We start from the raw sequence: 25,844 nt of genomic DNA, 5'->3' as shown, positions 1-25,844 counted from the left end.
AAGCAGCCCCTGAATCACGCCAAGATCTAATAGCCGGGCCCGCCGCCCGCACCGCCCCCGCCTGTACGATCCCGCACCGGCTCGCCCGCACCACGTTGTGCGCCCCTGCCGAAATCCGCTCACCCGCGCCGCACAATCCCGGACGACACACCTCCCACCCACTCCGGAATCCGGCCAATACGGCGGGCCATATTGCTGAACTGCCCGCCGCGTTCTTCCATGAAGAGGAATCGATCTAGGGGGCACAGTGAACGACCTGGACGGCGCACTGAAGTACCTCAGCAACTCCGGCCCCGAGTTCGGCCCCGGAGTGAGCAATCACGGCCCCATGGCGGCGGAAGCCCTGGGACAGCTCGGGCACACCGCGGCGATCGGGGCCTGGGTGAGCTCGTACCGGAAGGTGCTCTACGAGGACACCTATGGACGATTCCAAGAGATCACCCACGACAACTGGCGCCCGGCCCTGGGCAATATGCGGCTCCTTGGGGACTGGACCGAATTCTTCCGGCGGGAACTGGACGGCGCCGCCTGGACCGATGTACTCGCCCGCTGGTGGCCCCGGCTGCTGCCGGGCTTCGCCGCGGGGGGCGGCCATGGCGTCATCCGCACCGGGCACGCGGTGCGGATGCTCAAGGAATCCACCGGCCCCTGGCGCATCGAGGAGCTCGCCCGTGGGCTCGGCTACTGGGCCGCCCGCTACCAGGAGCTCCCCGAGGAACCGTCCACCCCGCGCAAACGGGATCTGGCGCAGGCATGGGAGGCGGTCCCCAAGCTGCGCAGCGACCAGGGCATGGGCATGATCTTCCGGATCCGGCTCGAAACGGTCTGGCTCGAACCGGACTTCGCGCCGGCCGTGGATTCCCTGCGCCTCGACGACGACGCCGACCGCGCACTCAGCCGGCTCACCAGGGCCGCCGCCGCAAGCTACCTCACCGACGACCACAAAACCCCGATGGCCTTCGTACACGCCCTCACCACCCCCGCCGCCGTACGCCTCGTGCTCCCGAGCCTGCCCACCGAACTCCACTGGCCCAGCGTCACCGCCGCGGTCCGCTTCTCAGCCGCCATCCGCAGCGCCTACGGCACAGGACAACGCGAGCACCACCCCGAGGAGCCGGCCCAGGACTACGCCACGCTCGCCGAACGCGCCCTGGCAACCGAGGACCCACACGCCATCAAGTACGTGGAGGCCTGCCGCCGGGAGGACCGGCTGAGCCCCGATCCGACATACGCGATCGCCGCGACCGACTGGGTCCGGCGCTGCGAAACCGGATCCTTCTGAAGGTGAGCGGGCGGGGCGCGGCGCCCCGCGCAAGCGGTCCTGGTGGCGGGACGCGGGCCCTCATGGAGAATTTTGGATGCGCCATCCGGTATCACCCCAGGGGCCCCTCTTCGGTGACATGGTGGACGTCCTGGAAGTCCTCGGCGCGACTGGTATGTATGGCGCGCCCCCGCACCCGGTGAAGGACAGCCCAACAACTGGATCACCAAATTCTGCAAATCCTCCTGAACAAGGGACGCCGGCAGCGGTCAGCACTCTCTGCTTTCTCTTATTCCCACCCTGCGGATCACCCCCAACTCAGTGGCGACTAGAGCTACTTCGGAATGACCAGGTGCTATTCCGTCACGTAATATCCCCCATGCAACTCGGCAACACACCCGGCGGGGACAGCCGGATGGGAATTGGCTACGCTTCATTGGGCGGGTGAGAATTCACTCCAGCCCGATCTCCGCCCCGACCGACCGCTCCCGGGCGGCCGCGACGACCAGGGCCGCGGCCGCGGCGTCCTGCACCGCCACCCCGACGGATTTGTAGAGGGTGATCTGCTGGTCCGAGGAGCGGCCCGGCTTGTTTCCGGCGAGGAGTTCGCCCAGCTCGGCGTGCACATGCCCTTCGGTGATGACGCCGTCGCGGAGCGGGCCCAGCAGATCGTTGCTGCCCGCGGGGAAGGGGGCCAGCGCCGCCTGCCGCGACTCGACGCACACCAGCGCTTCGGCGACCGTGGCATCGTCGATCTCCCGGCCGTCGGGGTTGAAGCCCACCGAGGTCACATGCACTCCGGGTGTCAGCCAGGAACGGCGGATGACGGGTTCGACGGAGTGGGTGGTCGCGGCGGCGATGTCGGCACCGTCGAGCGCCTCGGCCCAGGTGGCCGCCGCCTCGACGGGGATCTGGAGTGCGGCGGACAGTTCGTCGGCCAGCGCGGCCGCCTTCGTCCGGTCGCGGCCGGCCACCCGGATCTGCCGGATCGGGCGGACCCGGCACATCGCCTCGGCGTGCGACCGGGCCTGTGCGCCGGTGCCCAGAACGGCCAGCACCGAGGCGTCCTCACGAGCCAGCAGGCGCGCCGAGAGCGCCGAACCGGCGGCGGTCCGGGCCGCGGTGATCGCCGTACCGTCCAGCAGCGCCGTGGGTTCTCCGGTGTGCGGATCGAAGGCGACGATCAGCGCCTGGTGGGTCGGCACGGGGGTCCCGCCGTTCTGCGGGAAGACGGAGACCAGCTTGCTCATCAGCACTCCGGCCGACGGAACATGGCCGGGCATGGCCGCCAGGAAGGCGTCCCGCTCGGGTACCGTCACGGCGACACGGTCCGGGGCAGAAGCACGGCCCGCACTGAGATCCGTCATCGCCGACGCCAGCGCGTCGATCAGCGCGTCCATTTCGAGCAGCGCCTCGACCTGCGAACGCCCCAGTACCAGCATCCGGCTCCACCTCCTGATCAGAGCTGCCCGACCGACTCCGCCGGGCCGAGGAACCGACCGTAGTCCCTTCGCGCGCTCCCGTCTGCGCGCAGGCGCCCCGGGTGCTGACCCGGTTCCGTGGCGTGGAACCACTCTACCTCTCCCCCAGCGACCAACTCCCTCAGGGAGTGCCCCCCAGCAGGGCCGCGAGGGCCGGGACATCGACGGGCCGGGTGGTGTCCACGCGGTGGACCGTGCCCAGGCCGAGCGGTTCGGCTCCGACGGCCCATACGTCCCAGTCGCCGTCGTGGGCGCCGGAGCTTTCGCGGTGCACCGGGTGCCGGCCGGCGGCCCTTGCGGCGAAGCGGGCACGGGCCACCTCCAGCGGTACGTCGCACCACACCTCGGTCACCGCCGTCACCCCCGCCCGCCGCAGACCGGCCCGGACGACGGGACGCAGCGGCGCCGGCCACGGAGACTCCAGGACGGCCGCGCCCCGGGCGTCGGCGAGGAGCGTCCACAGGCTCTCGCCCGCTGCGGCGCCCAGGATCCGGCTCCACTCACGAGGGGTGCACGCGTGGGGACGTACCGCTGCGAGGGTGTCCGCCAGGGTCTCCTTGACCGCGTCCTTGCTGAAGAGCGGGAGCGTCAGGGCGTCCGCCAGTGCCCGCGCAAGCGTCGTCTTTCCGGCTCCGGGCAGGCCGTTGACGAGGACGGTGACCATGACGCCAACCTAGCGGCCCACACCGCGCGACACCGGTGAGTCACCGCCCGCCACCCAAAGCAACCGGGCCGATTTGCCGTGACCTGAGGTAAATTTTATTTATGCCGCTTTTATCTGTATCCACTGCGCGCTCGTCACGGCGCCGTCGGGGAGCGCCCCTTCACGAGCCGCGGAGCTCGGAGAGGAGATGTGGACCCCATGCGGGCACAGCAGGTGAGGCGCTCCTTCGCGGCGGCCCTGGCCGGCGCGCTGCTGGCCGGTGGAGCCGCCGTCGGGACCGCGGGCATGTCGGCGGCGGCGACGCCCGCCGCACCGGACACGGCCACCGCGGCCGGACAGCAGATTCATGCCAAGTGCAGCTGGCACCCCGGCCACTGGACCAAGCACTGGCACCAGGGGCACTGGGAGTACCGGTGGCACTCGGGCTGGTACGACGGCCACCACCACTGGCACAAGGGCCACTGGAGCAAGCACTGGCACCCCGGCCACTGGGAGAAGCAGTGGCACAGGGGGCACTACAGCTGTAACCGCTGAGGCGCCCTGCGGGGGCGGCCGTTCAGGCCGGGGCCAGGGTGCAGGGGTGGCTCAGGAAGTTGCCGAGCCGGCCCTCGGTGTCGCCGTTCTTGTAGGCGTGGGCCTCACCGGTCAGCGCGCCGTCGGCGAGCCGGAGGGCCAGTCCCAGCTCCGGGCTGCTGATCCGGGCGTCGGTGGTCGGTAGCTGCAACGGGAAGGAGGCGCGCAGGTCCCAGGCCTCCGTGGCGGTCGCCGGGGCGGTGGCGCGCACGCCGTCCAGCCGGAGGGTGACCTGACGGTCCGGCAGCACGCGGAGGGTGAGCGGCACGTCCCGTTCGGGTGCGCTGATCCGGCCCGTCCAGTCGCCCTCCGGCAGCGTCATCGGGCGTGCCGGATCGGCGATCAGGGGTGTGATCGACTCGGGGGTGCAGTCCGGGGCCAGTTCATCCAGCACGTACCGGAGGATCGCGTCGCGGGCCGCCTTGTTGGTGGAGTTGGTGAGCACCACGACGGAGAGCTGCCGCTCGGGTACGGCGACGGCCATCGCGGCCACGCCGGGCCCGCCACCGCCGTGGCTCTGCACCAGCGGCCCGTCGCCCGAGGACAGGCACCAGCCGAGCCCGTACCCCAGATGCTCGTTGACCGGCAGTGCGTGCCGTACGGCCGCCGCGGTCTCCGGCTTCAGCAGCCGGTCGTACGACTGGGCGAACAGCGCCAGCTCACCGGCCGGGGCCCAGCCGAGGGTGGCGCCCGGGTGGCTGCAACCGTAGTCGGGGTAGGCACGGCCGTCGGGCGTGTACCTCTGCGCCGACGGTGCCGGGCCCGGGTACACCCGCGCGAGGTCGCAGGCGGTGAGCCCGAGCGGCGCGAAGACCCGTTCGCGGACGCAGGCGCCCAGTTCCTGGCCGGTGGCCTGTTCCAGCAGCCGGCCGAGGAGGCGGTAGCCGAGGTTGGCATAGCCGAAGCCGGTGCCCGGCGCGCGGTAGGGCACGGCGTAGCGGTCCGGGTCGGGTATCCGCTCGTTGTCGCCGTAGTCCCAGTCGTAGTACGCGCCCAATCCGCCGCGGTGCTGGAGCAGTTGGCGTGCGGTGGGAGCCGGCCCGCCGTCGGCGCCCGGGAGCGGAACGGGGGCGTCCAGGTCCAGGAGTCCTTCGTCGGCCGCGTGGCAGACGGCGGTTGCGGTGATCGGTTTGGTGATGGACGCCAGCCCATACACCGTGTCCGGCGTGGCCGGGCGGCCGGTGGCGAGATCGGCCGTCCCGTAGGCGGCGGCGTGCACCACCTCGCCGCGTTCGGCCACCGCGAGGGAGACCGACGGACACCCGTGCTCCGCCAGCGCCTCGGCACAGAACTCGCTCAGCCCGTCCAGCATGTCGCCCCTCCCCGTCGCACCCCTCCACATCAGTTCACGGTTGTTCACGGGAGTCAAGAGGCCTGGTCGCAGGGCATCTTGACCACATGCCCTCCCTGCCCCAGGCCGTTCGGGGGGCGTGCCGGGTGCGGTCCGTCGCCGTGGCCGTGCGGGCCGGAATGTGATCGATTCAGGGAGAAATGTGTTCGTTGAGGACGGAGGTGCATTGTGGGCGCGGGATCGGGCACGCGAGGACAGCAGGCGTCCGGGTAAGGAGGCTGCCGAAGCAGCCGGCCGACCCGGTGAAGCCGTGCGCACTGCCCATCAACCGCGCCCCGCCGCGGAGAACGGAGGTTACTCATGGACTGGCGTCACCACGCGGTGTGCCGCGAAGCGGACCCGGAACTGTTCTTTCCCGTCGGCAACACCGGTCCCGCGCTGCTCCAGATCGAGGAGGCCAAGGCCGTCTGCCGGCGCTGCCCGGTGATGGGGCAGTGCCTTCAGTGGGCGCTCGAGTCCCGGCAGGACACGGGTGTCTGGGGCGGTATGAGCGAGGACGAGCGGCGCGCCATGCGGCGCCGGGCCGCTCGGCACCGGGCTCGGCTTGCCTCGGCCTAGGGAGGCCGTGGGGGCACTCGTGCCAACGGGTGCCGCACCGGTACAGCGTCCCCGTACGTGTCAGGGGGCGGCAGCGGCACGAGGTCCGCTGCCGCCCCTTTGTCACGGCACCGGCAAGGAGCCGTAAGCCCGCTCAGCCCTCCGCCCGCTGGGTGACGGGGGCCCCGGTGCGGTCCCCCGGGAACTCGTACCACCGGCGCTGGAGACAGACGTAGCGCGCATCGGCCTCGACGAGCCGGAGGAAGGCGGTGACGGTCTCCTCCAGGCGCGTTTGCAGTGCGGGATCGGCCAGCTGACCGTCCTCGGTGAAGCCCTGGTGGGCCGAGGCCAGGCTGAACATGTCCGGGTAGACGCGGGTACCGAGATGTTCCAGCGGAACCCGTAGCGCCCACAGTCCCCGGTTGCCGCCGACCAGGGACGGGGAGGCGGAGACGAGCAGCGCGTGCTTGGTCTTGAAGGGCTGCGGACGGACCCGGGAGACCCAGTCGATCGCGTTCTTCACCACTCCCGGCACGGAGGCGTTGTACTCGGGCGAGGAGAGCACAAAGGCGTCGCACCGCTCCAGCCGGTCGCGGAGCGCCAGTGCGCCGTCCGGCAGCCCGTGGGTCTCCTCCACATCGCCGTCGTACAGCGGCATATCGAATTCCCGCATCCTGGCGAGATCCACGGTGGCGCCGGCCGCGGTCAGCATCCGGGCCACGAGGGCGGCCAGGCGGGCATTGCTCGATCCGGTGCGCATCGAGGCGCCGAGCACGAGTACGCGCAGCGGGCCGGGGTGTGCGTCCGTGGGCATGATGACGTCCTTCCGTCGCCGGCGGGCCGGTCTCCGCTACAGCAGGTGCTCGATCCTGATCGGCAGTTCCCGTGCCCGGTATCCGGTGGCGTGGAAGACGGCGTTGGCGATGGCCGCCGCGGCGCCGACCATGCCGACTTCGCCGAGGCCCTTGACGCCGAGCGGGTTGACGACGGTGTCCGGCACTTCCACGAACTCGACGGCGACGTCGGGGGCGTCGGCATTGACCGGCACCAGGTACTCGCCGAGGCTCGCGTTCGCCCAGCGGCCGTCGCGGGGGTCGACCATGCTGCCTTCGAGCAGCGCCTGGCCAAGGCCCCAGAGCATGCCGCCGACGACCTGACTGTGGGCCGTCTTGGCATTGAGGACCCGGCCGGGGGCGAAGGCACCGACCATACGGCGCACCCGGACCGTGCCGAGGTCCGGGTCGACGGCGACCTCGGCGAACTGTGCGCCGAAGGTGGCCAGCCCGTACGGGAGATCCTGCGGTGGCGGGCTCCAGCTGCCGAGTGCCTCCAGGTCGGTCATGAAGTGACGCTCCATCAGGGCGCGGTAGCTCTCGCCGGTGTCGGGCCGGTCCCGGAGCTGCATCCGGCCCTCGCGGACGACGACGGTGGCGGGGTCCGCTCGGTGCAGCGGGGAGTCGGGGTCGGCGATCGCCTGCTCGATCATCTGGTCGCGGAGCGTGGTGGCGGCCGTGTACACCGCGGCGCTGATCATTCCGGCGCCGGCCGAGCCGACCGCGGCCGCGACGTTGGGCAGGTCGGTGTCGCCGTACTCGAACCGGACGTTCCGCAGCGCGATGCCCAGGCCGTCAGCGGCGACCTGGGTCATGGCGGTGCCCGCTCCGGTGCCGAACTCCTGGGTGCCGGCCTGCACCACCGCGGTGCCGTCGGCGTAGAGGCGGGCCCGGGCCCGCTGCGGCTGCATGGGGAAGAGCACGGGATAGCCGGCGGTGGCCATGCCTTTGCCGATGAGCCGGTTGCCGTCCCGTTCGGAGCGGGGTTCGGGGTTGCGCGACTGCCAGTCGAAGCGGGCCGCGCCGCGCCGGTAGCACTCCTGCGCACCGTCGCTCGACCAGGGGTGGCCGGTGTGCGGGTCGGCCTCGGCGTGGTTGCGCAGCCGCAGCTGCACCGGGTCGACGCCGATGCGGTGGGCGAGCTCGTCCATCACGCATTCCATCGCGTACATGCCCGTGGTCTCGCCGGGTCCGCGGGTGAAGGTGGGGGTCATGGTGTTGCTGCGGATCAGCCGGTAGACGCCCTCGTAGTGGGGGCAGGCGTAGGCCTGTCCCGCCATGCCGAGCGAGGGTTCGGCCCATTCGTCGAAGGGCGAGGTCAGCGAGAGTTTGTGGTGGCGCAGGGCGGTGAGCCGGCCGTCGTCGGTCGCCCCGAGTTCGATGCGCTGTTCCTGCTCCTCGCGGTGGCCGCAGGAGGTGAACATCTGCTCCCGGGTGAGCGCCAGTTTGACGGGCCGGCCCACCTCCCGCGCGGCCAGCGCCGCCAGGGTGACATGCGGCCAGATCATGGCCTTGCAGCCGAATCCCCCGCCGACGAACGACGCCCGGACCCGCACCTTGGACGGCGGGATGCCCAGCAGTGCGGCCACGGTGTTCTGGGTCGCCACGATGCCCTGGGTGGCGTCGTAGAGGGTGAGCCGGTCGCCGTCCCAGACGGCTGTGGTGGCCGACGGCTCGATGGGGTTGTGGTGGTTGGCCGCGAAATGGAAAGTGGCATCGAGGCGTTGGGCCGCGGCCTTGAAACCGGCCTCGACATCGCCGCGCACAGTGCGTGCGGGAACGAACCCGGCGAAGATCGCCTCGGGTTCATAGGCCTGGTCCCGGCCCTCGTCCAGGGTGGTGACGGACGGACGCCGGTCGTAGTCGACATGGAGCTGCCGGGCCGCGAAGTGGGCACGTTCGAGCGAGTCCGCGATCACCACGGCAACGGGCTGGCCGAAGTAGTGGACGAGGTCGTCCTGAAGGGGGAAGAAGCTCTCCCCCGGGGCGGCATGGCCGGCCAGGGACGGCAGCAGATGGGGGCGGCCGGCGATCTTCGGCAGGTTCTGGTGGGTCAGCACGGCGAGCACACCGTCGGCGCGCTCCGCGGCCTCCGTGCGGATGCCGGTGATCCGTCCGCTGGCCGTACGGGCGCCGACCAGGGCGGCGTACGCGGTATTGGGCAGGGTGATCTCCGCCGAGTAGCGGCCGTGGCCGGTGACTTTGGCGGGACCGTCGACGCGATCGACGGGCCGGCCGATGGCTTCGAGGGTGGCGCCGGTGGTCATGCCGTCCCGCCTCCGGTCGTCGCAACGGTGCGCAGGGCGCGGACGAGGGTCCGCCGGGCGAGTTCCGCTTTGAACGCGTTCATCGGCCGGGTGGTGGCGGGGGCCAGTTCGGCGGTCGCGGCCCGGGTGAACGCGGCGTCGTCGGCGCGCTCGCCCATGAGGACGTCCTCGGCCCGGCGGGCGCGCCACGGCTTGGTGGCCACCCCGCCGAGGGCGAGCCGGACCTCGCGGACCACTCCGTCCTCCAGGGCCAGCGCGGCCGCTGCCGAGGCGAGGGCGAATTCGTAGGACTCGCGGTCCCGCACCTTCAGATACAGCGATCTGCGTGCCATGGAGAGCGCGGGCACCTCGATCGCGGTGATGAGTTCGCCGGGCGTGAGCGGATGTTCGCGCTCGGGCGTATCGCCGGGGAGCAGGAAGAAGTCGTCGACGGGGATGGTGCGGGCGCCGTCCATGCCTTCCACGTGCACCACGGCGTCCAGGGCGACGAGGGCGACGGCCAGGTCGGAGGGGTGGGTGGCGATGCAGTGCTCGCTGGTGCCGAGGATCGCATGACCGCGGTGGACGCCCTCCAGCGCGGAACAGCCGCTCCCCGGAACGCGTTTGTTGCAGGCCGATTCGGGGTCGCGGTAATAGGCGCACCGCACCCGCTGCATCAGGTTCCCGCCCATGGAGGCCATGTGCCGCAACTGGGCGGAGGCCCCGAGCAGCAGTGCCTGGGACAGCATCGGGTAGCGCTCCACGACCGCCGGGTCCTCGGCGACCTCGCTCATCCGGGCCAGCGCGCCGATGAGCAGTCCCCCGTCAGCACGCTCCTCGACGCCGGTCAGCGGCAGCCGGTTGATGTCCACCAGGCGGTGCGGCCGCAGCACATCCAGCCGCAGCAGATCGACTTCCGTGGTGCCGCCCGCGAGGAAGGAACTGCCGGGGTCACTCGTCACCGCCTCGACGGCGCTGTGCACGTCCGTCGCGCGGGTGTAGCTGATGGCACGCACATCACTGTCCTGTCTTCCGGTCCCGCACCTCGCGGATGGCGGAGCGGATGAGGGGATAGGCCGCGCAGCGGCAGATGTTGCCGCTCATCCACTCGGCGATCTCCCCGTCGGTCCCGGCATGTCCTTCGTTCAGCAGCGCGACGGCCGACATGATCTGTCCCGGCGTGCAGTAGCCGCACTGGAAGGCGTCGTGTTCGAGGAAGGCGCGTTGCATCGGGTGCAGCTCATCGCCCTCAGCGAGGCCCTCGATGGTGGTCACCTCCCGGCCTTCGCAGCTGATGGCCAGCGTCAGACAGGACAGCACCCGGCGCCCGTCGACCCAGACCGTGCACGCCCCGCAGGTTCCCTGGTCACAGCCCTTCTTGGTGCCGGTGAGGGCCATCTGCTCGCGCAGCGCGTCCAGCAGGCTCACCCGTGGTTCCAGATGCACGATCCGGGAGACGCCATTGACGTCGAGGGCCACCTTCACGCTGCCCGGCCCGCGCGTCTCCAGAAGGGCGGGCTGGGTGACGGGTATCGGCGCGCCTTTGTCTGCCACGACACTCACCTCGGAGTCGATGCCGTGAGTCCATGCCGTACGTCGAGCGTCCGTCCGGTCGTCCGGGCTCGCAACCGGACGGCGGAGGGGTGCCAGGAGGTGTTCCGGGCGGCGGGCGCCCATGCACGCGCCGGGCCCGCTGCGGGATGCCGCGTCCCCTGCGGGATAATGCGGAGCATGCGGATCTCAGCCAGAGCGGACTATGCCGTGCGTGCCGCGCTGCAACTCGCTGACGCCCGGGACGCGGGGCCGCTCAAGGCGGAGGCCATCGCTCAGGCCCAGGACATTCCGCACAAGTTCCTCGAAGGCATCCTGAACGATATGCGCCGGGGCGGGCTGGTGCAGAGCCGGCGCGGTGGCAACGGCGGCTACCGGCTGGCCAGGCCCGCGGAGGCGATCAGTATCGCGGATATCATCCGGGTCGTGGACGGACCGCTGGTGTCGGTCCGCGGCGTCCGCCCGCCGGAGCTGTCCTACACCGGTCCCGCCCGGTCCCTGCTGCCGCTGTGGATCGCACTGCGGGCGAACGTCCGCGAGATCCTCGACGGCGTGACCCTCGCCGATGTCGCCACCGCCGAGCTGCCGCCGCAGGTGGCGGAGCTGACCGAGAATCCCGAGTCCTGGACGAATCCTTAGGGTCGGCAGTCCGGAGCGAGGCATATCGGAGCGAGGCGCGTCCGGAGCGCCTCCCGGGCCATGCCCCGGATACCAAGACGGACTTGTCCACCCCTTGAACGCCCCTTGATCCGTCCCCGGCCCGGAAGCGATCCTCTTCCCTACCAATCCAGTGGGAAAACTAGGGAAGCCAGGAGGTGGGCGTGCGCGCACCGATGCGTTCCGTCCCGTCGGCCGGTGGCCTGATCAGCCCGCCCGCACCGGACGCGACCGGCCGGACGGGACAGGTCACCATGCCGGAGAAGTCCCCCGCACGCCCCGCTTCCCCGCAGGTCACGTCCTGTACCGACGACGAGATCTGGCTGCGTGTCACCCGGGAGGTCGCCGATGACCTCGCGGTCGACGCCCTGGTCCGCGACCGGGCCGGCAAGCCCCCGTTCGACGAGCTCGCCCGGCTGCGCGAGGCGGGTCTGCCGGCGCTTCTGACACCCCCCGGCCCCGCCGGGCGGGGCACCGGCTGGCGCACCGCCTGCGCGGTCATCCGGGAGATCGCGGCGGCGGACGGTTCCATCGGCGAACTGCTGGGCCGCCACTATGTGTTGTCGTGGAGCGCACGGTTCTTCGGCACGCCGGAACGGGCCGAAGAGCTCGAACTCCGGGCGAGCGCCGAGCAGTGGCTCTGGGGCGGCGGCATCGACCTCCCGGACACCGAGCCGGTGACCGGGCACGGGCTCACCCTCACCCCGGCCGAGGGCGGATACCTCCTCCACGGATGCCGGTCGTTCGCCGCGGGCGTGACCGTCGCCGACCGGCTGGTGCTCGGCGCGGTGCGCACCGATACGGACGAGTCCCTCGTGGTCTGCGTCGACCCGGCCCACCCCGGCGTGGCGGCCGCCCCCGAGCACGACCGCCTCGGCCAGCGGCTCACCGCGGCCGGCCGGATCAGCTTCGACGGCGTCCCGGTCGCCGCGGACCAGGTACTCGGCGCCGTCCCACGCGATGAGCACGCCCTCGCGCCGTTCGCCACGCTCGCCCCGCTGGCGCTCCGGCTCGCCCTCGTCCAGGTCGGTCTGGGCATCGCCGAAGGAGCGCTGGCGGAGGCACGGGACATCACCCGAGCCGGAGCGCGCGGCCGGCCGGCCGACGGGCGGGATGAGGGCGGGTACCCGGAGCGGCCGGGCGCGGACCCCTATCTCCTGCTCGCCTACGGGGAATTGGTGACCGACACCCACACCGCCGCAGCCGTGGTCGAGTCGGCGTCGGAGGCTTTGGCGCGGGGGCTCCTCGCGGGCCCGGATCTCGGGGTCGACCAGCGGGCCGATATCGCGGTGCTGGTCGCCGCCGCCGAGGCCGTCACCAGCCGCTCCGCGATGCGTCTGACCACCCGCGTCCTGGAACTCACCCAGGGCGCCGGCTCCGCTGCCGACCCCCTGGGTTTCGACAGGTTCTGGCGCAACGCCCGCGTCCTGACGGCGCAGGCCTCCCCCACCACCCGGCTCCGCGACATTGGTGACCACTATCTGAACGGGACGCATCCGCCGCTGACCCTGCACGGCTGACCGCGGCGCGCCGCGCGGAGGGAATCGCCCGTTCCGTCGGCGCAGCTTCGGACGGATCGGCGCCGGGTGCTGCTACATCTCGGATGTTCATCCCGTAGCGGGGAAGCCCGTCGGTCCTGTGAGGTGGCGCCTTGTCAGAAAGCCGCAGCGTACCCGTACAGCGGCTCGACAGACGAGCGGAACAGCTCCAGCGCATGCTGTTCGGCGGGGTGTACGGATCGGTGCTGGCCAGCGCGCTGGCCGCCGCACTGGGTAACGAAGGCACGCCGGCGGACCCCGGCCACGACACGCTGTGGGTGGCGGTGACGGCCGTGGCATCGGCGGCGGCACACGGCTACGCGCACTCCATCGCGCACCGGACGAGCGACGGCAAGAAGGTCACCGCGAGCGCGCTGGCTTCGATGGTGACCGAATGGCCGCTGGTGGCCGCGATGGTGCCCACCATCGCCGCGCTGCTCGGCTCCTACTGGGGCTGGTGGGGCGAGGAGGGCGCGATCGATGTCGCGCTGACCGTCAATACGGTGGCACTGTTCGGCTGGGGGTTCTGGGCGGCCCGGGTGGCGGGCCGGCGCTGGGCGGCATCCCTTCGGGTGGGTGGGGTGGATGTGCTGATCGGTCTGCTCATCGTGCTCGCGAACGTGTTGATCCATTAGCCGGACAGCGGCAGGGATACGGGGTGTTGCCCCGGCCCGCCGCCGCTCCGGCCTCAGGGCTCCACGGCGAGCCAGGTGGCGATGGCCTGGGCGATGGGCTGGTCGGTCTCCAGCTGGATGAAGCCGAACTGGCCGCCCTGGTTGCATTCCAGGAACCACCAGGCGCCGTCCGGGTCTTCGGCGAAATCAAAAGCACCGTAGGCAAGTTGCGCGGCACTCATATAGGAATTCACGGCCTGATGGACGGCGTCGGGCACCTCGACGGGCTCCCAGGTGCCCTGGTGGGTGAAGCGGCTGTCGACTTCCTCCGGATCGGCTTTCTTACGGGCGGCGAAGAGATGCTCACCGACACACGTCAGCCGGATATCCGCCTCCTTGGGGATGTGCTGCTGGAGCAGGGTCGGCCCGGCCGCCACCCCGGAGAAGTCCGTGTCCGGGGTGATCCGGGTGGTGGGCAGCACCATCGGAGGGTCACCGGGGTGCTTTCCGCTCACCGATTTCACCACCAGGTCCTGGTGGGCGGCGGCGAACTGCCGGGCCATCGCCGGGAACGTGGTGAGCAGCGTGGCGGGCACCAGGAAGCCGCTGCGGTGGGCGAGCCGGAGCTGCCAGGGCTTGTAGCGCGCCTGTGCGGCCGCGACGGGATGGTTCATCCAGCGCGCCTGGGTGCTGGTCAGCATGCCGTAGAGCGCCTGCTCGGCCTCGGCCGCGATCCAGGCGGACTGTTCCGCGGTGCGGGCCCCGGGGGTACCGGGCCGGCGCACCCATACCGAACGCAGGCTGCCCAGGCTCACCATGCGTTCGCCGGATTTGAGATATCCGTGGAAGTCGTTCTCGGCGTACTCCGCCGACAGGGCGACCCTGCCGGGCAGGTCGGCGGGGTCGAGGCGGACGAGCGGGACACCGAGGTCCTGCAACGTCGCCACCACGATGTCCGCCGTCAAATCTTCCTCGCAGGTCAGGACCAGGACGGTCATGGGCTCAGTCGTCGAAGTGGGTCTTGGAACCGGCGGTGGAGGCGGTGGTGCCGGTCGCCAGCAGTACCGCCCGGCTGCAGGTGGCCGGGCGTCCGTCCGGGAGGACGTTGAGTTGCCGCGTGGCGTCGTAGCTGTACGGCGTACTGGTCGATGACTTCGCCGCCGGACGGGCGTAGCTCAACGCAAACGGTCGCATTCCATCTCCTCAAAGACCGGTTTCCGAGCCCCTGGCGCGGGGCAGGGGTGGAAAGCCCCTTCTTATGACTCTGCACGGAAGACGCGACAATCTGGTCAGTTAGTTGCCTCATTTGCTCGTTTCCAGCGTTCCACTTGACTGAAAAGCGGCGAGCACGTACGCACTGTCTCCGTCATGTGTCACCGAGTAGGCAAGAGACGCAAAAAAGCGTCAGGCCCCGCCCGGGCGGGCGAGGCTGACCGCCCGTCAAAGAACGGTGTACCCGTTCGGGGCGCTACTCCGGGCGCACCCCGCCGATCGCGTGGGGCACAGGGACGCCGTCCAGAAGGGCGGCGACAAGGTCCACAGTCATCCGGTGCCAGTGAGACGCGTCACGCAGCATGGTGTGTCCGCCGCGTGGCATGGCGACCGTATGGGCCCGAGCCCCCGCCTGCCGGGCGCGGTCGGCCAGGAGCCAGGAGCCCTCGGCGTCGGTGACCCGGTCGTCCGCGTCGTGCAGCAGCACCACGGTCCGGTCCCGCAGATGGGCGACGGGTTCGCCGGGCGGGCACCACGGGGCGAGGGCGACGACGCCGCGGACCGCCGGATGGCCGCCGGTGAGCAGGGCGGCCCGGCCGCCCATGGAGTGGCCGACGAGCACGACCGGGAGGTTCGCGGCGTGTGCGGCCAGCTCGTCGAGGGCCTGCCGGGCGTCCCGGGCGGCGTCCGCCCGCGGTCCGTTCCAGCCCCGGCAGCGGTAGCGCACGGACGCGAGAAGCAGCTCCCGTCCGCTCGGGGCCCGGGACACCGCCGAGCGGAAGGGCCGCATGCGCAGCGCGGGGAGGTTGAGCCGCGGCGGCGGGCCGAGGCCGTCGGCCCGCCCTCCGTGCAGCAGGAGCACGGCCGCCCGCGGGGTGTCCGGGGCGCGGTGGATCACCAGCGGCCGGTGCGGGACGCCCCGTGCGCCGCTGCCGGGGGCGGTGGGCCGGGCCGGTCCTGTCGTCATGGGTCGGGGTCCTCCGGGTGGGGTGCCGACGGGGTCGTTCGGGGTGCGGCGGGCCGCTCATCGAGGGATTCGGCGCCCGGGGCGGCGCGGATTGGTGGGGATGTGTTCCGGACCGCAATGCCCGGCGGGCGGCGGTGCGGTGGGCTCCGCTCCGGGGCAGGACGAGCCGGCCGCCGGCCCGTGGTGGCGCCGGCAGCCGGGGTCAGATCCGGTGGGGGCCGGAGGTCACAGCCGGAGGACGGCCAGCGGGGCGGTGGTGGGCCGGCTGGAGCCGCCCTGGGGTTCCGCCGTGACGCCGACGCCGTCCGCGCCCTGGGGGCCGCCGGTCAGCAGCATCGCGCCGGAGGAGCTGCCGGTCCGCACGAGTCCGGCGGGCTCCATCGCGCCGTTGCGGCTGTACCAGAGTTCGTACACCCGCTGACCGGACAGCGCCGGCAGGCCGTGGTAGAGGAAGGCGGTCTGGCCCTTCCGCTGGGAGGCGACGACCGTTCCGCTGCCGCCGCCCTTGAGCGCGGTGGTGTGGAAGGTGGCGTCCGGGGCGGTCATCAGGGCACTGACCGCGGCGGCCTGCTGCTCGGCGCGGGCAGTGCGGGCCCGCTGCTCGTCGGCTTCGTTCCGGGAGTTGACGGCCAGCCCGCCGGCGAGCGCGGCGACGACCAGACAGGCGGCGGCCGCGAGGTACGGCAGCCGGTGCCGCATACCGCGGCGCAGCGGGGCCACGGTCGCGTGGCGCCCCCTCGGCGGCAGCTGCCTGACCTCGGGCAGGGCGGCCATCACCCGGGTGCGCAGCCCGGCCGGGGGCACCTCGGCCACGGCCAGCGCGAGCCGGGCCGCGGTTTCCTGGAGTTCGCGCACTTCCAGGGTGCAGGCCGGGCACTGCGCCAGATGGCGGGTGAACTCGGCGGATTCCTGCTCGGACAGCGCGCCCAGTGCGTAGGCGCCGGTCAGTGTGTGCAGATCGACGGTGCTCATGCCGACACCCCCAGGCAGTCGCGGAGCCGGATGAGTCCGTCCCGCAGTCGTGTCTTGACCGTGCCCAGCGCGGCGCCCAGCAGATCGGCGGTCTCCCGGTAGGTGTAGCCGCGGTAATAGGCGAGTGTCACCGACTCCCTTTGCAGGTCGGTGAGTTGCTGGAGACAGCGGCGTACCTGCTCCCGCTCCAGCCGCCGCTCGACCTGCTCGCTGACCTCGTCGAAGGGGGCGGTGTAGGCGCCCATGCCGGCCCGGTGGTCGCGGTCGGCCGCCGCCTGGACGGAGCGCACCCGGTCCACCGCGCGGCGGTGCGCCAGTGTCATGATCCAGGCCATGGCGCTGCCCTGCCGTGCGTCGAAGCGGGCCGCGGACCGCCACACCTCGATCAGCACCTCCTGGGCGACCTCCTCGGACTGCGCCGGATCCCGCACCACCCGGCGCACCAGGCCCAGTACGGAGCCGGCCACCGCCGTGTAGAGCTGCTCGAACGCGTACTGGTCGCCGCGGGAGACGCGGGTGAGCAGGGATTCCAGGGCACCGGTATGCGGTGCGGGGGATCGGTCGCCGCGGGCTGCGACGGGCATGGACACCTCCGGACGTGACGTGGTCACGAGTGATTCGGCGCCGGGCGACACCCGGATTGGTCGGGAGAGGATTCTTGCGGACGACTGCCAAGGAAGCGCACCCGGGGCGGCGGCCCTCACCCGCCCCCGGATTGCCGCGCGTCGGATGCCGCCTCCCGGCCCGGGACTGCGGAAAGATCGCCGCGGGGGCATCGGGCGGCGAGAGGACCGGGCGTGCAGGACGCGGATGCCGTCATCGTGGGCGCGGGAGCGGCCGGGCTGTCGCTCGCCCACCGGCTGTGTGCACCGGCGGCCGGCGGCCGGCCGCTGCGGGTGGTGCTGGTCGACGCCCCAGGGGGGCCGCTCACCCCGCCGGAGCGCACCTGGTGTTACTGGGAGGCGCCGGGCGGCGCGTTCGACCAGGCCCTGACCGCGTCGTGGGAACGGCTGCGGGTGCACGGGCCCGGCGGTGAGGCGACGGCGGGGCGGCCCGAGCCCTTCCGGTACAAGATGCTGCGGTCGCGTGACTTCGAGGCCCTGGTGGCCGCCCGGCTCGCCGGGCAAGAGGCCGTGGTCCGGGCCGAGGTGACGGTGGAGTCCGTACGGGACGTCACCGGCGGGGCCGAGGTGCGGGGGCGCGACGCGGCCGGGCGGCCGGTGACCCTCCGGGCCCGGTGGGCCTTCGACTCCCGGCCGGCCGGGCTGCTCCCGCCGGCGCGGACCACTCTCCAGCAGCACTTCCGGGGCTGGTTCGTCCGCACCCGGCGTCCGGCGTTCGACCCCACCACCGCGGATCTGATGGACTTCCGTACCCCACAGCCCGGCCACGGTCTGTCCTTCGGGTATGTCCTGCCGCTCAACGACTGTGCGGCGCTGGTGGAGTACACGGAGTTCTCCCGCCGGACGTTGGCCACCGCCGACTACGAGCGGGCCCTGCGCCACTACACCGGGCAGGTGCTCCGGCTGGGTGCCTTCCGTGTCACGGCCGTCGAGCAGGGTGCGATCCCGATGACCGACGGCCGCTTTTCACGCCGGGTGGGCCGGTCGGTGTTCCGGATCGGGACGGCGGGCGGCGCCACCCGTCCGTCGACCGGTTACACCTTCGCTTCCGTGCAGCGGCAGACGGCGCTGATCGCGGCCGCGCTGCTGGCCGGCCGGCCTCCGGTGCCCCCTCCCCCGCACACCGCCTGGCACCGGGCCATGGACGCCGTGCTGCTGCGGGCGCTGGACAGCGGCCGGGTGGACGGCGCCGAGTTCTTCACCGAGCTGTTCCGCACGGTGCCGATGGAGCGGCTGCTGCGGTTTCTCGACGGCCGCTCGCGGCTGTGGGAGGACGTCAGCATCGGCCTGCGCACCCCGGTGCTGCCCATGCTCCGCACCGTCGCCGAACTCCCGCTGCTGCCCCGCCGCACCACCGTGCGGTGACCCCGCTGCCCGCCGAACGGCGCGTCGGCGCCCGCGCTTGCTCCCGTACCGGAGGAGAGACATCCATGGCCCTGCTGCACGACGGCGAACTGACCGCCGCCTTCGACCATGCGTCCCGCAGCTATGACCGGCTGGTCGCGGCGAATCCCGGCTACCACGGCCAACTACGGCGATCCGCCCGGCGGTTGGGGCTGCCCGACGCGGGCCGGGGACTGCGGGTGCTGGATCTGGGGTGCGGCACCGGTGCCTCGACGGCGGCGCTGCTCGCCGTCGCCCCGTATGCCGAGATCACCGCCGTCGATGCCTCGGCCGGGATGCTGGCGCGGGCCGCCGGCAAGCCCTGGCCGCCCGGGGTCTCCTTCGTGCACGCCCCGGTGGAAGGCCTGGCCGACGCCGGGGTGGCCGGTGGCTTCGACGCCGTCTTCGCCGCGTACCTCTTCCGCAATGTCACGGACCCGGACGCGGTCCTCGGGGCGGTACGGGAGGCGCTGGTGCCGGGCGGGCGGCTGGCCGTTCATGAGTACACGCTGACCGGCGGAGCGGTGCCCCGCGCCGTGTGGACGGCGGTGTGTGCCGGCATCCTGCGGCCGGCCGGGCGGCTCGCGGGGGACGCCGGTCTGTACCGCCATCTGTGGCGCAGCGTCCTCGCGTTCGACACCGCCGCGGAGTTCACCGGGCGGCTGCGCCGGGCGGGCTTCCGGCAGGTGCGGGCGCTGCCGCTGCCCGGCTGGCAGACCGGCATCACCCACACCTTCGTCGCCGCCACGGCCGGGGCCCGCGAGGAGGGGGCGTGACACCTCGACAGCACGACGGCGGGGCCGCGCGGCGCGGACGGGACCGGCGGGCCCGGACGGTGCCGGGGCCGCCGGGGCGGGACCGGGCGGCGGACGGCGGTCCGGGGGTGGCGGTGATCGGCGGCGGGATCGCGGGCCTCGCCGCCGCGACCGCGCTGGCCGAGCGCGGGGTGCGGGTGACGCTGTACGAGCGTGCCGGGGTCCTCGGCGGACGGCTGGCGGGCTGGCCGGTGCGGCTCGCCGACGGCTCCGCGGCGACCATGAGCCGCGGCTTCCATGCGTTCTTTCCCCAGTACTACAACCTGCGGGGGCTGTTGCGCCGGGTCGACCCGGGGCTGGGGATGCTCAGACGGCTGCCGGACTATCCGCTGCACCACCGGTCGGGCCTGCGGGACAGCTTCGCCCGGGTGCCCCGGACACCGCCCTGGAGCGCACTGGGCTTTGTGGCGCTCAGCCCCAGCTTCACCTGGCGGGACCTGGTACGGATGCGCCCCGGCGCCGCGCTGCCGCTGCTGGACGTACGGGTGCCGCAGGTCTATCAGCGGCTGGACCGGGTCAGCGCCGCGGACTTCCTCGCCCGTATCCGGTTTCCCGAGGCCGCACGCCATCTGGCGTTCGAGGTGTTCTCCCGGAGCTTCTTCGCGGACCCGCGGGAACTGTCGGCCGCGGAGCTGGTGTTGATGTTCCACATCTACTTCCTCGGCTCCAGTGAGGGGCTGCTGTTCGATGTGCCCGGTGAGCCGTTTCCGCAGGCGCTGTGGCAGCCCCTCGGCCGGTATCTGGACGGGCACGGCGTCCGGCTGTGTACGGGCACGGAGGTGACGCGGGTCGCGCCGGCAAAGGCGGGCGGTGGGGTGCGGATCGCTACCGGGGAGGACGCGGAACGCCGGTTCGACGCGGTGGTGCTGGCGCTGGACCCGGGCGGGCTGCGCCGGCTCGTCGCCGCCTCACCGGAAGTGGCGGACGCCGCCTGGCGGGCGCGGATCGGGCGGCTGCGGACCGCGCCGCCGTTTCTGGTGTCGCGGCTGTGGCTGGAGCGGCGGGTGGCCGCCGACCGGCCCGGGTTCCTGGGCACCAGCGGTTTCGGGTCCCTGGACAATGTCAGCGTGCTGGAGCGCTGGGAAGGCGAGGCGGCCCGGTGGTCCGCCCGTACCGGCGGCTCGGTGCTCGAACTGCACGCCTACGCCGTCGCCCCCGGAGCCGACCGGGAACGTGCACAGCGTCGTCTGGTGGAGCAGTTGCACGCCGTATACCCGGAGACCCGCGGCGCCCGGATCATCGACCGCCGTGATGAGTGGCGTGCTGACTGCCCGCTGTTCCCGGTGGGCGGCTTCCACGACCGGCCCACTGTGCACACCCCCGACCCCCGGGTGGTGGTCGCGGGCGACACGGTGCGGACCGGGTTCCCGGTGGCGCTGATGGAGCGGGCCGCGACGACCGGATTCCTCGCGGCGAACGCACTGTTGGCGCGCTGGGGCCTGCGCGGCCAGACCCTGTGGACCGTCCCGGACCGGGGGCGGTCGGCGGCCCTGCGGTGGGCGGCCCGGCGGGCCGGGCGGTGACGGGGCGGTGACGGGGCGGATTGCGGGCCAGGCGGCGGGGCTGCGGGCGGGCGGCTCGGCGGGGCCGGTTGGCGACCCGCCGGGCGGCGCCCCGCCGGCCGAGGTCAGCCCGGGTGGCGGCCACTGGTGCGCAGCTGCCAGCGGCGTTCGGCGTAGGCCAGATCGTCCCGCCACAGCCGGCCCGCGGCGGCCCGCATCAGCGGACGCAGCGCGGGTGCGGCCGCGCGGGCCAGGGCGAAGCCGGGGCGCCGGGAGGTGGCGACGATCGCCTCGATGACCGCGGTGCGCGGGCGTCCCAGGTCGTCCGGGCCCAGGGGCGTGGCATGGGTCTCCACCACGGATCCCTGTCCTTCGCCCTCCAGGATGCGCATCACCACCGTACGGGGCCCGGGGGCGGTGAACAGCGCGGTGACCGGCACCACCGCACGTCCGGCGACCTTGAAGGAGACCTGGACGGTGAGGCCGTCGGGCCGTTCCGCGCCGTGCTCCGCGGGAGTGTCGAGCACGGAGAGGTCGACGAAGGAGTAGGGGTGGAACCAGGCACCGTGCCAGGGGTCGAGGCGGTTGGCGACCACGTCCTCGGGTTCGCAGCGGCCGGTGCCGGTGTAGACGGCGGCGACGGCGCCCGCCGGGCTCGGCCGGTCGGGCGGCACGGGCTGCGCCAGCGGGCGTTCGCCGCCCGCCTCGTCGAGCCGTACCCAGGCCAGCAGCCCGTCGTCATGGGCGGGGAACGGCTCCCAGCCGGCGAACGGGGCGCCGTCCAGGGCGAGTCCGTGCCACCGGCAGCGGAGGATGCCGCAGCGTACGGGCCCCTGCGCGAGGGGCGCGCCGAGGTGCGGGCAGGCGCCGGGGCCGGCGATCAGGCGGCCGCCGGCGTCCCGCCAGGCGACCACCTCGACCCCGGCGACGGTGCGGCCGAAGGCACGGTGCGCGCCGATGGCGCGGGCCGCGCCGAGGACGAACCAGTTGCCGGACGGGCGGGCGAGGGCGGCCTTGACGGCGTCGGCGATGCGCGCGGGTTTCGCGTCGCGCCAGGTGGGGTGCTGCTGTTCCCACAGCTCGGGCCGGCGGCGCAGCCGGAGCGGGAGGCGCGGGGCCCGGCGGGCCTCCTGGGTCATGGGGTTTCCTCCTGCGCGTAGTGCGGCACCCGGCCGGGCCGCACCACGGGCGGCCGGGCGGTCAGGCGGGTGGCGGCGAGTCGGGCCAGACCGCCGAGGGCGGTGGCCGCGCGGCGTCGGCGGGAGACCACCGCGCGGCGGTGCAGCACGGCGTATCCGTCGTCGCGCACGGCATCGAGGATGCCGCCGTAGAGGACGAACGCGGTGCGGATACAGGGGCGGGAGACCGGGTCGAGCAGCGCGAGGCCGGGGTGCGCCTCGCGGTAGACACCGCGGGTGAGTTCGGCGGCCGCCTGAAGGGCCGCGGTGATCCGCGGGTCCGGGCGGCCGGTGTCCCGGCTCCACCGGAGCAGTGCGCGGTCGACGCCGTGTGCCGCGAGCAGGTCGGCGGGGAGGTAGACGCGGCCGCGGTCGAGGTCCTCGCCGACATCGCGCAGGAAGTTGGTGAGCTGGAAGGCGATGCCGAGGGCCGCGGCGTGCGGCGCGGCCTCCTCCTGCGGTACGACGGTGCCGAGCACCGGCAGCATCTGGAGCCCCATCACCGCGGCGGAGCCGTGCATATAGCGCCGCAGATCGGCGTAGGTCGGATAGTCCGTCACCGTCAGATCGCTGCGCATCGAGGCCATGAAGTCCGCGAAGTGGCGGTGGTCGATGCCGTACACCGCTGCGGTGTGCGCCAGCGCGCGCACCACCGGTTCGCCGCCCCCGCCGCCGCGCAGACCGTCGTCGAGGCAGCGGTGGAGGGCGTCGAGCGCCTGGGCGCGGTCCGCGGGGGTGTGGCCGGTGGCGGGGTCGTCGACGATGTCGTCGGCCCAGCGGGCGAAGCCGTACAGGGCGTGTACGGCCGGGCGGCGGGCCGCGGGCAGCAGCCGGGTGGCGAGGAAGTAGGTCTTGCCGTGCCGGGCGTTGAGCCGGCGGCAGTGGGCGTAGGCCTCACGGAGGCCGGGGTCGGTGACGCCTGCGGCGTCCAGTTCGCGTGCGGTCATGCCGGGATGCCTCTCGTGGCGGGGCGGGACGAACCGGCGGTGGGACGTGGGGGCCGCAGGCCGGTGATCCGGGCCGCGGCGAGCTTGCCGGAGATCAGGACGGTGGGGACGCCGACCCCCGGGGTGGTGCCGCAGCCCGCCAGTACGGCGTTGGCCGTGCCGCGTACGAGGTTGCGGGGGCGGAAGGGGCCGGTCTGCGCGAAGGTGTGGGCGGCGGAGAACGGCGTTCCGGCGGCGAGTCCCTGGGCCGTCCAGTCGGCCGGGGTGACCATGCGGTACTCCTCGATGGCGGATTCGATGCCGGTGAGTCCCCGGCGTTCGAGGACGGCGAGCAGGCTGTCGCGGTAGCGGGGGGCGAGGTCGCGCCACTCCCCGGCGCCGGGGCCGGTGTCGGTGTTGGGGCAGGGCGCCAGGATGTAGTGCAAGTGCCGCCCCGGCGGGGCGAGTTGCGGGTCGCTGGCGGTGGGGCGGGTGAGCAGCAGCGAGGGGTCGCTCATCAGCCGGCCGGTACGGGTGAGTTCGTCGAAGGTCCGTTCCCAGGCGACGCCGAAGGAGAGCGTGTGGTGCGCCAGCCGCGGCCAGGTCCGGTCGGTGCCGGCGTGCAGGATCACCGCGGACGGTGCGTGGCGGAGCCGGACCGGGCGGCGGGGGCGCCGGCCGAGCAGCCGGTGGACGACCGGCAGATCGGGGGTGAGGACCACCGCGTCGCAGGGGATGCGTTCCTGCGCGGTGACCACCGCCGTGATCCGGTCGCCGGTGCGTTCCAGCCGGGTGACGGGGTGTCCGTAGCGGAAGGCGGCACCGGCGTCGGCGGCCGCGTCCGCCATGGCCCGGGGCAGGGCGTACATCCCGCCGCGGGGGAAGTACACCCCGGCGACGGTGTCCATGTAGGCGATGACGGCGTAGGCGGCCAGGGCGCGTGCGGGCGGTACCCCGGCATACAGCGCCTGGAAGGAGAAGACCCTGCGCAGCCGGGCGTCGGGCAGGAAGCGGCCGATCCGGTCGTCGAGCCGGCCGAAGCCGCCGAGTGCGGCGAGGCGGGCCAGGTCCGGGTGCATCAGCTGGAGGGGTGAGTCGAAGTTGGTGTCGATGAAGCGGTGGCGCTGGACGTCGTACAGCTGCTGGAGCCAGCGGCGCAGCCGGCGGTAGCCGTCGGCGGCCCCGGGACCGGCGAACCGTTCGACCTCGGCCGTCATGGCCTCCGCGTCCGTGTGGACGTCCAGTTCGCTGCCGTCGGCGAACCGGGCGCGGTACGCGGGGTGCAGGGGCCGCAGCTCCATCCGGTCGGTGAGGCGCTCGCCGACCGCGGCGAACGCCTCGTCGATGAGGTCCGGCATGGTCAGCACGGTCGGCCCGGTGTCGAAGTGGTAGCCACGGCTTTCGATCCGGCCGGCCCGGCCGCCGGGCAGCGCCGCCCGCTCGACGACCGTCACCTGCCGTCCGGCGCCGAGCAGATGCAGCGCGGCGGCCAGTCCGGAGAGCCCGGCGCCGACCACCACCACATGGTCGGTGGGGCCCTTGACGGTTCTCATACGGTGCCCCTTTCGGCCGCCCGGGCGGGAACGGGCCCGGCTGCGCTGCCGGTTCGTGCTGCCGGGCGAGGGTGGCCGGTGGCGGTGCGGAGACCGGCGACCGATGCGAAGAGGCTGCGCAGCCGGGCGGCCGCGGCGGGTTCCGGGGCGGCCTCGTCCAGATGACGGATGCTGCGGGCCACCAGCCGGTGGATGCGCCGTTCGACGAGGCCGGGGGCGCCGGTGGAGACGAGGGCGGCGCGCACCCGCTCCAGATCGGCGGCGTCCAGCCCGCTGTCACCGACACAGCGGTCGAGGAGCGCGAGGGCGGCCCGGTCGCGGCGCTGCACGGCGCGGGCCCGGCCGACCGCGAGCAGATAGGTGTGCTTGCCTTCCCGGATGTCGCCGCCGGACGGTTTGCCGGTCCGCTCCTGGTCCCCGAACACCCCCATCAGGTCGTCCTGGAACTGGAAGGCCACCCCGGCACAGCGGCCGGCGGCACTCAGCGCGCGGGTGGTGGGCTCATCGGCCCCGGCCAGCGCCGCGCCGAGAGCCAGCGGCCGCTCCACCGAGTACCGCGCGCTCTTGAGGTACGCGGTGCGGACGGCCAGCGCGACGGAGCGGGAGCCGGTGATCTGGCCGTAGAGGTCGAGGTACTGACCGGCCACCATTTCCATCCGCATCGCCCGCCAGAGGTGCCGCACCCGCGGACCGGCCGCCGCACCGAGTTCGATACCGGCGACCGTGTCATCCGCCCAGGCGAGGGCGAGATCACCGGTGAGCACGGCGGCGGCGGTGCCGAACCGACCGGCCGCTTCCGCGGTGTCCGGCGTCGCGTACTGGCCGGCGAACGCGGCATGGACCGCGGGCCGGCCGCGGCGCAGCGGTGACCGGTCCATGGCGTCGTCGTGGATGAGCGCACACGTCTGGAGGAGTTCGACGGCGGCGGCCACCCGGAGTGCCGTCTCCACGTCACCGGCGCCCGGCCGGTCCTGGCAGGACCGCAGCCCCCACCACAGAAACTGGGAGCGGGTGCGCTTGCCGCCGTCCAGGGTGAAGCGGGCGACCCGGGCGGCGACATCCTGGGCGAAGGTCCGCTCGATCCCGGCCGCCCGCGCGACCTGCTCATCGAGGACGCCGACGAGCATCCGTCCCACGGCGGCCGGCACATCCGCGTCGACGGTGTCCGGCCCGAGACCGGCTGAGCGGGTGTCAGCACGGTCCGGTCCGTCCGTCACGGTACGCAGACCGGGCGGCGGCGGGCCGGTCTCGCGCGGCGTGCGGGGCGTGGTGGCCCCGGTACGACGGCGCATCGTGGTTCCTCTCGTCGCGTCGGTCGGCGGAGGTCGGCGGCGGGCCGCGCACCGGTTCCGGGAGCGCGCCGCCGGGTGCGGCGGGGTGGGCACGGTGGCCGTGCGCGGCCCGGTC

25 protein-coding genes are annotated in these 25,844 nt (G+C 73.2%); 9 read left to right on the top strand and 16 right to left on the bottom strand.

The genetic code is table 11. The features are described from left to right. The first annotated feature begins 247 nt into the window (after positions 1 to 247). Positions 248 to 1,282, top strand: coding sequence for a questin oxidase family protein (locus CP981_RS36395; RefSeq protein ID WP_085926023.1), 1,035 nt, complete (start codon positions 248 to 250; stop codon positions 1,280 to 1,282). A gap of 431 nt (positions 1,283 to 1,713) precedes the next feature. Here the strand turns inward: CP981_RS36395 and CP981_RS36390 are convergent, their stop codons facing one another. Together CP981_RS36390 and CP981_RS36385 are read right to left on the bottom strand one after the other, a co-directional pair. Beyond that, on the bottom strand, positions 1,714 to 2,703 hold the full coding sequence (locus CP981_RS36390; protein ID WP_085926024.1) for an ornithine cyclodeaminase family protein: 990 nt from the start codon (positions 2,701 to 2,703) through the stop codon (positions 1,714 to 1,716). Between the two features lie 160 nt (positions 2,704 to 2,863). Further along, on the bottom strand, positions 2,864 to 3,406 hold the full coding sequence (locus tag CP981_RS36385) for a P-loop nucleotide/nucleoside kinase family protein (protein WP_085926025.1): 543 nt from the start codon (positions 3,404 to 3,406) through the stop codon (positions 2,864 to 2,866). Positions 3,407 to 3,604: 198 nt separating this feature from the next. On the opposite strand from CP981_RS36385, the gene CP981_RS36380 reads away from it, so the two are divergent. Then, positions 3,605 to 3,940 carry a hypothetical protein gene (locus tag CP981_RS36380; protein ID WP_085926026.1) on the top strand — a complete coding sequence of 112 codons (336 nt, stop codon included), beginning with the start codon at positions 3,605 to 3,607 and terminating at the stop codon, positions 3,938 to 3,940. A 22-nt stretch (positions 3,941 to 3,962) separates the two neighbouring features. Here CP981_RS36380 and CP981_RS36375 read toward each other — a convergent pair whose 3' ends face one another. After that, the gene (locus CP981_RS36375) at positions 3,963 to 5,291 is read right to left on the bottom strand and encodes a serine hydrolase domain-containing protein (protein WP_244329957.1); all 1,329 of its coding nucleotides are present in this window, start codon (positions 5,289 to 5,291) and stop codon (positions 3,963 to 3,965) included. Positions 5,292 to 5,630: 339 nt separating this feature from the next. Between CP981_RS36375 and CP981_RS36370 the strand changes: the two genes are divergently transcribed. Beyond that, positions 5,631 to 5,888 carry a WhiB family transcriptional regulator gene (locus tag CP981_RS36370; RefSeq protein ID WP_085926028.1) on the top strand — a complete coding sequence of 86 codons (258 nt, stop codon included), beginning with the start codon at positions 5,631 to 5,633 and terminating at the stop codon, positions 5,886 to 5,888. A 133-nt stretch (positions 5,889 to 6,021) separates the two neighbouring features. On the opposite strand, the gene CP981_RS36365 is transcribed toward CP981_RS36370, so the two are convergent. From CP981_RS36365 to CP981_RS36350, 4 genes are read right to left on the bottom strand one after another with little or no spacing between them, the layout of a single operon-like run. Next, positions 6,022 to 6,681, bottom strand: coding sequence for an NADPH-dependent FMN reductase (locus tag CP981_RS36365; protein ID WP_085926029.1), 660 nt, complete (start codon positions 6,679 to 6,681; stop codon positions 6,022 to 6,024). Between the two features lie 36 nt (positions 6,682 to 6,717). Next, on the bottom strand, positions 6,718 to 8,967 hold the full coding sequence (locus tag CP981_RS36360) for a xanthine dehydrogenase family protein molybdopterin-binding subunit (RefSeq protein WP_085926030.1): 2,250 nt from the start codon (positions 8,965 to 8,967) through the stop codon (positions 6,718 to 6,720). Further along, a complete protein-coding gene (locus tag CP981_RS36355; RefSeq protein WP_085926031.1) occupies positions 8,964 to 9,962 on the bottom strand; it encodes an FAD binding domain-containing protein in 999 nt (332 codons plus the stop codon). The genes CP981_RS36360 and CP981_RS36355 overlap by 4 nt, the downstream gene beginning before the upstream one ends. A 1-nt stretch (position 9,963) precedes the next feature. Further along, entirely contained in the window at positions 9,964 to 10,500 is a 537-nt protein-coding gene (locus CP981_RS36350) for a (2Fe-2S)-binding protein (protein ID WP_085926032.1), read from the bottom strand. A gap of 177 nt (positions 10,501 to 10,677) precedes the next feature. Between CP981_RS36350 and CP981_RS36345 the strand changes: the two genes are divergently transcribed. The 3 genes from CP981_RS36345 to CP981_RS36335 all read left to right on the top strand — a co-directional run bounded on the left by CP981_RS36345 (position 10,678) and on the right by CP981_RS36335 (position 13,327). After that, the gene (locus CP981_RS36345; RefSeq protein ID WP_085926033.1) at positions 10,678 to 11,136 is read left to right on the top strand and encodes an RrF2 family transcriptional regulator; all 459 of its coding nucleotides are present in this window, start codon (positions 10,678 to 10,680) and stop codon (positions 11,134 to 11,136) included. A 182-nt stretch (positions 11,137 to 11,318) separates the two neighbouring features. Continuing rightward, entirely contained in the window at positions 11,319 to 12,674 is a 1,356-nt protein-coding gene (locus CP981_RS36340) for an acyl-CoA dehydrogenase family protein (protein WP_244329956.1), read from the top strand. Between the two features lie 131 nt (positions 12,675 to 12,805). Then, a complete protein-coding gene (locus tag CP981_RS36335) occupies positions 12,806 to 13,327 on the top strand; it encodes a hypothetical protein (protein WP_244329955.1) in 522 nt (173 codons plus the stop codon). 53 nt (positions 13,328 to 13,380) lie between these two features. On the opposite strand, the gene tgmB is transcribed toward CP981_RS36335, so the two are convergent. The 5 genes from tgmB to sigK all read right to left on the bottom strand — a co-directional run bounded on the left by tgmB (position 13,381) and on the right by sigK (position 17,041). After that, entirely contained in the window at positions 13,381 to 14,304 is a 924-nt protein-coding gene (gene tgmB / locus CP981_RS36330; protein ID WP_085926036.1) for an ATP-grasp ribosomal peptide maturase, read from the bottom strand. 4 nt (positions 14,305 to 14,308) lie between these two features. Continuing rightward, positions 14,309 to 14,500, bottom strand: coding sequence for a putative ATP-grasp-modified RiPP (gene tgmA, locus CP981_RS36325; RefSeq protein WP_026169961.1), 192 nt, complete (start codon positions 14,498 to 14,500; stop codon positions 14,309 to 14,311). A 274-nt stretch (positions 14,501 to 14,774) separates the two neighbouring features. Then, complete coding sequence (locus CP981_RS36320; protein ID WP_085926037.1) at positions 14,775 to 15,485, bottom strand: alpha/beta fold hydrolase; 711 nt, start codon at positions 15,483 to 15,485, stop codon at positions 14,775 to 14,777. 225 nt (positions 15,486 to 15,710) lie between these two features. Further along, positions 15,711 to 16,457: an anti-sigma factor gene (locus tag CP981_RS36315; protein ID WP_085926038.1), complete on the bottom strand. Its 747-nt coding sequence runs from the start codon at positions 16,455 to 16,457 to the stop codon at positions 15,711 to 15,713. Then, positions 16,454 to 17,041 (bottom strand): ECF RNA polymerase sigma factor SigK, encoded by a 588-nt coding sequence (gene sigK / locus CP981_RS36310; RefSeq protein ID WP_085926039.1) that lies wholly within the window; start codon positions 17,039 to 17,041, stop codon positions 16,454 to 16,456. The genes CP981_RS36315 and sigK overlap by 4 nt, the downstream gene beginning before the upstream one ends. Before the next feature lie 213 nt (positions 17,042 to 17,254). Here sigK and CP981_RS36305 point away from each other — a divergent pair, with 213 nt between their 5' ends. From CP981_RS36305 to CP981_RS36295, 3 genes are all read left to right on the top strand, one after another. Continuing rightward, positions 17,255 to 18,445: a lycopene cyclase family protein gene (locus CP981_RS36305; protein ID WP_085926040.1), complete on the top strand. Its 1,191-nt coding sequence runs from the start codon at positions 17,255 to 17,257 to the stop codon at positions 18,443 to 18,445. A gap of 65 nt (positions 18,446 to 18,510) precedes the next feature. Then, entirely contained in the window at positions 18,511 to 19,239 is a 729-nt protein-coding gene (locus CP981_RS36300) for a class I SAM-dependent methyltransferase (RefSeq protein WP_085926041.1), read from the top strand. Beyond that, entirely contained in the window at positions 19,236 to 20,801 is a 1,566-nt protein-coding gene (locus CP981_RS36295) for an FAD-dependent oxidoreductase (protein ID WP_085926042.1), read from the top strand. The genes CP981_RS36300 and CP981_RS36295 overlap by 4 nt, the downstream gene beginning before the upstream one ends. A 104-nt stretch (positions 20,802 to 20,905) precedes the next feature. Here the strand turns inward: CP981_RS36295 and CP981_RS36290 are convergent, their stop codons facing one another. Genes CP981_RS36290 through CP981_RS36275 form a run of 4 tightly spaced genes read right to left on the bottom strand, consistent with a single transcriptional unit; the run spans position 20,906 to position 25,729 of the window. Further along, positions 20,906 to 21,919 carry a DUF5914 domain-containing protein gene (locus CP981_RS36290; protein WP_085926043.1) on the bottom strand — a complete coding sequence of 338 codons (1,014 nt, stop codon included), beginning with the start codon at positions 21,917 to 21,919 and terminating at the stop codon, positions 20,906 to 20,908. After that, on the bottom strand, positions 21,916 to 22,905 hold the full coding sequence (locus tag CP981_RS36285) for a phytoene/squalene synthase family protein (RefSeq protein ID WP_085926044.1): 990 nt from the start codon (positions 22,903 to 22,905) through the stop codon (positions 21,916 to 21,918). The genes CP981_RS36290 and CP981_RS36285 overlap by 4 nt, the downstream gene beginning before the upstream one ends. Then, on the bottom strand, positions 22,902 to 24,437 hold the full coding sequence (gene crtI, locus CP981_RS36280) for a phytoene desaturase family protein (protein ID WP_085926045.1): 1,536 nt from the start codon (positions 24,435 to 24,437) through the stop codon (positions 22,902 to 22,904). The genes CP981_RS36285 and crtI overlap by 4 nt, the downstream gene beginning before the upstream one ends. Beyond that, positions 24,434 to 25,729 (bottom strand): polyprenyl synthetase family protein, encoded by a 1,296-nt coding sequence (locus CP981_RS36275; RefSeq protein ID WP_085926046.1) that lies wholly within the window; start codon positions 25,727 to 25,729, stop codon positions 24,434 to 24,436. The genes crtI and CP981_RS36275 overlap by 4 nt, the downstream gene beginning before the upstream one ends. Between the last annotated feature and the right edge of the window lie 115 nt (positions 25,730 to 25,844).

The organism is Streptomyces platensis (assembly GCF_008704855.1).
Taxonomy (GTDB): domain Bacteria; phylum Actinomycetota; class Actinomycetes; order Streptomycetales; family Streptomycetaceae; genus Streptomyces; species Streptomyces platensis.
This window is presented reverse-complemented; position numbering and strand designations above follow the sequence as displayed.